5 protein-coding genes are annotated in these 6,572 nt (G+C 72.8%); 2 read left to right on the top strand and 3 right to left on the bottom strand.

What is annotated here, in order from left to right; genetic code table 11:
* Positions 1-131: 131 nt before the first annotated feature.
* Together ACFRFC_RS21340 and ACFRFC_RS21335 are read left to right on the top strand one after the other, a co-directional pair.
* Positions 132-2,819, top strand: a complete 2,688-nt coding sequence (locus ACFRFC_RS21340) for an ATP-binding cassette domain-containing protein (RefSeq protein ID WP_382678741.1) — start codon at positions 132-134, stop codon at positions 2,817-2,819.
* A complete protein-coding gene (locus ACFRFC_RS21335; RefSeq protein ID WP_382678744.1) occupies positions 2,806-3,549 on the top strand; it encodes an ABC transporter ATP-binding protein in 744 nt (247 codons plus the stop codon). The genes ACFRFC_RS21340 and ACFRFC_RS21335 overlap by 14 nt, the downstream gene beginning before the upstream one ends.
* Before the next feature lie 156 nt (positions 3,550-3,705).
* Here ACFRFC_RS21335 and ACFRFC_RS21330 read toward each other — a convergent pair whose 3' ends face one another.
* The 3 genes from ACFRFC_RS21330 to ACFRFC_RS21320 are packed head-to-tail and all read right to left on the bottom strand — an operon-like array spanning position 3,706 to position 6,572.
* The gene (locus ACFRFC_RS21330; protein WP_382678747.1) at positions 3,706-4,527 is read right to left on the bottom strand and encodes an enoyl-CoA hydratase/isomerase family protein; all 822 of its coding nucleotides are present in this window, start codon (positions 4,525-4,527) and stop codon (positions 3,706-3,708) included.
* A gap of 3 nt (positions 4,528-4,530) precedes the next feature.
* Positions 4,531-5,742, bottom strand: a complete 1,212-nt coding sequence (locus tag ACFRFC_RS21325; RefSeq protein ID WP_382678750.1) for a cytochrome P450 — start codon at positions 5,740-5,742, stop codon at positions 4,531-4,533.
* A gap of 8 nt (positions 5,743-5,750) precedes the next feature.
* Positions 5,751-6,572, bottom strand: a complete 822-nt coding sequence (locus ACFRFC_RS21320) for an SDR family oxidoreductase (protein ID WP_382678753.1) — start codon at positions 6,570-6,572, stop codon at positions 5,751-5,753.

The following is a 6,572-nucleotide window of genomic DNA, read 5'->3' as shown; positions in this document are numbered from 1 at the left end:
CTGCGGCCCCCGCCTCCTGGGGGGGCCGGGCGAGAACGTAATGGCACACCCCCTCCCTTGACACACCACGTCCCCCCCCCCTCCCGTCGGCCCGCCCGGCCCGACGGGTCTGAAGCCCTCGGAGGCACGGCATGACGGAACTTGTCGGCTATGTGGTCAGCGGTCTGGTGACCGGTGCGGTCTTCGCGGTGATGGCGTCCGGCCTCACCCTCTCCTACGCGGCGACCGGAGTACTGAACTTCGCCCACGGCGCCGTCGGATTCCTGAGCGCTCTGCTCTTCTTCCAGCTCACCGCCGCCGGCTGGCCGGTCTGGCTCGCCGCGGTGGTGACGATCGGCCTGGTGGCCCCCCTGCTGGGCTACGCGCTGCACCGGATCATGTTCAAAGGACTCGCCACCTCGGGGGAGACCGCGCAGATCGTCGCGACCATCGGCCTGAGCATCGCGCTGCCCGCCCTGGGCATGTGGGTGGTCGACCTGCTGATCTCGGCCGGCGCCGACGTGCCCACCATGACCGAGGGCATGAGTGCCCGCGGCATCGGCCCCAGCCCGGTCGACACCTGGCATCCCTTCTCCTGGCTCACCCTCGACTCCGACCAGGTCACCACGTTCGCGTTCGCCGTCCTCGCGGCCCTCGCCCTCTGGCTGGTGATGCGGCACACGTCGCTCGGCCTGCGGATGCGGGCGACCGTGGACCGGCGGACCCTGGCGACGCTGCGCGGCGTCGACGCCGACGCCGCCTCGGCCCAGGCATGGATGCTCAGCTCGTCCCTCGCGGCCCTCGCCGGGGTCCTCGCCATCCCCGCCCTCGGTGTCGACTCCGCGGCCTTCACCCTGCTGCTCTTCGCCTCGGCCACCGCCGCGGTGTTCGGGCGCCTTCGGTCGATCCCGGTGACCTTCGCCGCCGGTCTGGGTCTGGGCGTGGTGCAGAACCTCGTCGCCGGGTACGCCGACTTCGCCGACGGGATCACCGGACTGCGCAGCGCCGTACCGGCCCTGCTGCTCTTCGCCGGCCTGCTGGTGTGCAACCGGTCCCGCGCGCGCGTCGCCGGCTCCATCGCCGAGGACACCCCGCCGCCCGACCACCTCGCCGGCGTACCCCGGGCGCGTCGCGCGCTGCCCTGGGCCATCGGTGTGATCGGCCTGCTGATCTGGACGTTCACCCTGGGCGACCGGTACTGGACGGGCCTGGTCGCCCAGGGACTGGTCCTCGGCCTGATCTTCTGCTCGTTCGTCGTCGTCACCGGCATCGGCGGCATGATCAACCTGGCCCAGGCGTCGTTCGCCGCGCTCGCCGCGATCACCGTCGGCTACGCCTTCCACAGCGGCATGCCCTACGCCGTCGCCATCCTGCTCGGTGTCCTCGCCTCCATCGCCGCCGGACTGCTGGTCGCCCTGCCCGCGCTGAGGCTCGGCGGCAGAATCCTCGCGCTGGCGACCTTCGCCCTGGCGCTCCTCGCCGACCAGGTGCTCTTCCAGATCGACTCGTTCCGCAACGGCAGCAACGGCTGGGACCTGCCAGCGCTCTCGCTCGGCTTCGCCGACACCGGCGACCCCGCACTCCAGATCGTGCTGCTGCTCACGCTCATCGGCCTGGTCATGCTCCTGGTGCGCAATCTGGAACTCTCCAGTTCCGGCCGGGCCATCCTGGCGGTCCGGTCGGCGCCCATCGCCGCGCTGTCGGCAGGGATCTCGGCCACCCGCGCCAAGCTCACCCTGTTCGCCCTGTCGTCCGGCATCGCCGGGATCGGCGGCGTCCTGTACGGCACGGTACGGGGACAGATCACCGTGACCGACCTCCCGGCCATGACCGGATTCGTCTGGCTGGCGGTCGTGGTGCTCCAGGGGGTCCGCCGCATCGGCGGCGCGGTCCTCGCGGGCCTCACGGTCGTCCTCTTCCCCGAACTCCTCGCCGTGTTCACCGAGTCTCCGCACCTGGGGTCGATCCTCTTCGGGCTCGGCGGCATCCTGCTGGCCCAGCACCCCGACGGGATGCTCGCCCAGTTCGCCGAGCGCCGGCACCGGCGCCGCAGAACCGACGAGGGACACGGCACGGCACAGGCCACGGACCGGCCCCGGCAGCCGGCCCGGCCGGACGGCCCGGCGCCGCTGCTCCGCCTGGAGGCGATCGGGGCGGGCTACGGCGACACGACCGTACTGCGCGGTGTCGGCCTGGAGGTGCCCGCGGGCTCGGTCGTCGCGCTCCTCGGGGCGAACGGCGCCGGGAAGTCGACGCTGTGCGCCGCCGCGGCGGGCTCGCTGCGGCCGTTCGCCGGACGGGTGCTGCTGGACGGACAGGACATCACCGCCTGGCCCGCGCACCGGCGCGCCCGCGCCGGGGTGTTCCTCGCGCCCGAGGGCCGTGGGGTCTTCCCCGCCCTCACCGTCGAGGAGAACCTCGCGCTCTGCCTGCCGAGCGCCGCCGACCGCGAGCAGGTGTACGAACGGCTGCCCCGGCTGGGCGAGCGGCGCACCGTCGCCGCGGGCGCGCTGTCCGGCGGCGAGCAGCAGATCCTGGCACTGGCGCCCGCACTCGTCCGGCCGCCGCGCGTGCTCATCGCGGACGAACCGTCGCTCGGGCTCGCCCCCTTGGTGGTCGAGCAGGTGTTTGAACTGTTCGGGGAACTCCGGGATCAGGGCGTCGCGCTCGTGATCGTGGAGGAGAAGGCCACCGAGGTGCTCTCCGTCGCCGACACCGTCGCCTTCATGCGGCTCGGCCGGATCAGCTGGACCGGTCCCCGGTCCGAGGTGGACGACGACCGGCTGGCCATGGCCTATCTGGGACTCACGGGAGGAGAGCTGACCGGTGATCAGCATTGAGGATGTCAGCGTCCGGTTCGGCGGCGTGCACGCCCTCACGGACGTCCGGCTCACCGTCGGCAAAGGAACCGTCTGCGGGGTCATCGGCCCCAACGGCGCCGGCAAGACCACCCTCTTCGACGTGGTGAGCGGACTGTGCCGGCCCACCTCCGGCACCGTCCGCCTGAACGGGACGGAGGTGACCGGAGCCGGCGCCCTGCGCAGATCGCGCCTCGGTGTGCGGCGGACCTTCCAGCAGCCGCAGGTGTTCGGCCGCCTCAGCGTGCGCGACAACGTGCTCACGGCGCTCGAATGGCACGGCGGGGGCGGCGGCCTCGCCGCCGACCTGCTGGCCTCGCCCGCCCGGCGGCGGCTTGCACGGGAGCGCCGCGTCCGCGCCGACGACGCTCTGAGCCGGTGCGGTATCGCCGCCCTCGCGGACGCCTACGCGGCCGATCTGACGATCGGTCACCGCCGATTGGTCGAGCTGGCCCGTGCCATCGTCGACGATCCGGTGCTGCTGTTGCTCGACGAGCCCACCTCCGGTCTGGACGCCGACCAGACGGCCCTCTTCGCCGAGGTGCTGCGCTCCCTCGACACCACCGTCCTGCTGGTGGAGCACGACGTGCAGTTCGTGATGGACCTCAGCGAACGGGTCGTCGTCCTGGACCTCGGCAAGGTCATCGCCGACGGCCGCCCCGAGGAGATCCGGGACAACGCGGTGGTGCGCGCCGCCTACCTTGGAAGCTGAGGGGCCGGCCGGAACCGGCTCCGCCGGGCCGCGGTGCCCCGGCGGAGCATGCGCGGCCCGCGTTCGGCGGGCAACGGGCCATCTGCGACCGGCAGTCGGCAGTCGGTGGGCCGGGCCGGCCGGCGACCGGTGGGACGCACCCGGGCGCGCCGCCGCTCAGCGCGCCCGCCAGGGGATGCGCCGGCCGGACGCGAACAGCGCCTGACCGGCCGCGAGATCCTTCTCGTCGGACCCGAGCTGCACCAGCGTCTTGCCCACGTCGAGGGCCTGGCGGTAGCCCATCTCCTGGGCGTACCAGACGGCACGGACCGTCGCCTGGACGGCCCGCGCCGGCTGCGAGGCGATGGCCTCGGCGACCCGGGACGCCGCCGCGCTCAGCTCGGCCGCCGGGACGACCTCCTGGACCAGCCCGACCTCATGGGCCCGGGCCGCCGTCATCCGCTCGTGCGCCCCCATCAGGGCGAGGCGCAGAACCTCCCCTATCGGCATGCGCTGGAGCAGCATCATCGGCTCGAACACCGCCGCCATCCCGTAGGTGGTGTGCGGGTCGAAGAACGTGGCGTGGTCCGCCGCGACGACGATGTCGGCCTCACCCAGCAGATAGAAGGCGCCGCCGCAGGCCATGCCGTTGACCGCGGCGATCACGGGCTTCCACAGCCCGCCCGCGGTCTTCGGCGGCAACCAGTCCCCGGGGTCGTCCAGATGCAGCGGGGTGGCACCGCGCTGCCCCACATCGCGGGGCCGGTCCGCGGCACCGACGGCCGCGGCGTCCCGGTCGAGGCCGGTGCAGAACGCCCGCTCCCCGGTGGCCGTCAGCACCACGGCGTTGACCTCGTCGTTGTCCCGGAGCGCGCGCCAGCACGCGTGGATCTCGCGCATCATGACCGGGTCGAAGGCATGCAGCACCTGCGGCCGGTCCAGCGTGATCCACGCCACCGCGCCCCGCTCCTCGTAGCGCAGGGTCTCGTATGCGGGCATCGGTCACCGCTTCCCGGGGCCGGTCACGACCAGGGGCAGGCCGGACAGGCCGCGGACATTGCTGTTGTACATCCGGGTGATGCCCGACTCGTCGATGTCGAAGTCCGGGTAGCGTCTGAGGAGTTCCTCGAACGCCACCCGGACCTCAAGCCGCGCCAGCGGGGCGCCCAGGCACAGATGGCGGCCGAAGCCGAACGCCACATGCCGGTCGATGTCCCGGTGGATGTCGAACACCTCGGGGTCGGGATACTTGCGCTCGTCGTGCCCGGCGGAGCCGGTCAGCAGGATGACCCGGGAGTCCTTGGGGATGACCGTTCCATGGAGGTGCACGTCCTGTGTCGTCCAGCGGCCCTGGAAGTGCGACGGGGGATCCCAGCGGAGTATCTCCTCCACCGCGCCCGGGATCAGCCCGGGATCCGCGACCAGCTCGCGGCGCTGGTCCGGGTACCAGTGCAGCGCCACCACACCGTTGGGGATGAGCCTGGCCACCGTCTCGTGCCCGGCGAAGGCCAGTTCCATGAACCGCAGCGCCAGCTCCTCGTCGCCGAGCATCCGGGTGCTGCCGTCGGGTTCCTCGACCCCGGTGGTCATCAGCAGCGACATGACATCGTCGCCGGGGTCGCGGCGGCGCGCGGCGACCAGCTCCGTGAGGAGGGCGATCAGCTCGATGTGCGCGTTGACGGCGTCCTCGGAGACCGTGCCGTCCGCGTCGCGGTGCGCGATCCGGTCGCTGAGCCGGTGCACCTGCTCGCGCAGCTCCGGCGGAATCCCGATGAGTTCGCTGATGACATCCAGGGGCAGCCGGATGGCGAACGCGCCCACCACGTCGAAGGAGTCCCGGCCGGCCACGTTGTCCAGCAGCCGGACGGCGGTCTCGCGGACGAACGCCTCCAGCCTGTTCACCCGGCGGGGCGTGAACATCCGCATGGCCACCTTGCGGTGGTAGGTGTGCTCGGGCGGGTCCTTGAGGATGAGGAAGGGCAGCCCGCGGTCCTGCCCCTCCAGGGTGACGCCCTCGGCGCTGGAGTAGATCCCGGGCGCCAGATGCGCGGCGACGACGTCGTCGTAGCGCGACAGCGCCCAGAAGCCGTGCTTCGTGTTGTGGTACACCGGCGCCTCGTCACGCAGCCGCCGGTAGACCGGAAAGGGATTGTGGGCGACCAGCCGGTCGAACGGGTCGTACTCCGGCGTGGGTGCTGGTATGGATGCTGGCATGGGGGCTCCTAAGCGCTCGGTGCCGCGGGGGCCGGGGCGCCACCGGAGCGCTCGGCGAAGGAGCCCGCCGCCGCGGACGGCATCAGGGTCAGCTCCTCGATGGTGATGGCGGGGAAGGCCGCGGCTACGGACAGCAGACCGGTCAGCGACCCCGCCACCTCGTCCGGTGACATGTGGCGGTCCACCAGCAGACCTTGGGCCGCCCACGCCTGGAACGCCTTGCCGAGTGCCTCGCCGTCGAAGTCGCGCCCGAAGTCGGTGGGAGCGGTCTGGCCGACCCGGATACGGCAGAACCGCAGCTCCGGGTGTTCGGACTGCCAGGACTGGAGGAGGCGCTCCAGGGCCACCTTGCTGGTGGCGTACGCGCCGAGCGCCGCCCGGTCCTGGCCGACCGCCTCCGACGACAGCGCCCCGACCAGCGCGTGCGGGGCGAGCAGGGGAAGACAGGCCCGGATGACCTGGTGGAAGCCGAGCGTGTTGGTCTCCAGGGCCCAGCGCCAGTCGTCGAGGCCGGTCTCGGCCATGGGGCGCAGGCTCGCCACGCCCACCGTCGACAGCAGGAAGTCGATGCCGCCGAGGTGCTCCCGCGCCTCGCCGGCCAGCCGCTCGCAGTCCCCTGCGGCACGGACGTCGACCCCGACGACATGGCCGCCGCCCGCCTCGGCGGTGATCTTCTCCAGCTCGGCGGTGCGCCGTGCCGCCACCACCACCCGGGCCCCCGCGCCGATCAGCCGGCCGGCCAGGGCACGGCCGATGCCCGCCGAGGCTCCCACCAGGACGACGCGGCGGCCGGCCAGCGCGTCCGGCGCGGCGTTGCTCACAGACGTCAT

The organism is Streptomyces sp. NPDC056734, assembly GCF_042790455.1.
Lineage (GTDB): Bacteria > Actinomycetota > Actinomycetes > Streptomycetales > Streptomycetaceae > Streptomyces.
This window is presented reverse-complemented; position numbering and strand designations above follow the sequence as displayed.

Excerpts from the sequence above, each read along its gene's own strand:
- ACFRFC_RS21340 (WP_382678741.1), top strand. The coding sequence starts at position 132 with ATGACGGAACTTGTCGGCTATGTGGTCAGCGGTCTGGTGACCGGTGCG.
- ACFRFC_RS21330 (WP_382678747.1), bottom strand. The coding sequence starts at position 4,527 with ATGCCCGCATACGAGACCCTGCGCTACGAGGAGCGGGGCGCGGTGGCG.
- ACFRFC_RS21325 (WP_382678750.1), bottom strand. The coding sequence starts at position 5,742 with ATGCCAGCATCCATACCAGCACCCACGCCGGAGTACGACCCGTTCGAC.
- ACFRFC_RS21320 (WP_382678753.1), bottom strand. The coding sequence starts at position 6,572 with ATGACGTCTGTGAGCAACGCCGCGCCGGACGCGCTGGCCGGCCGCCGC.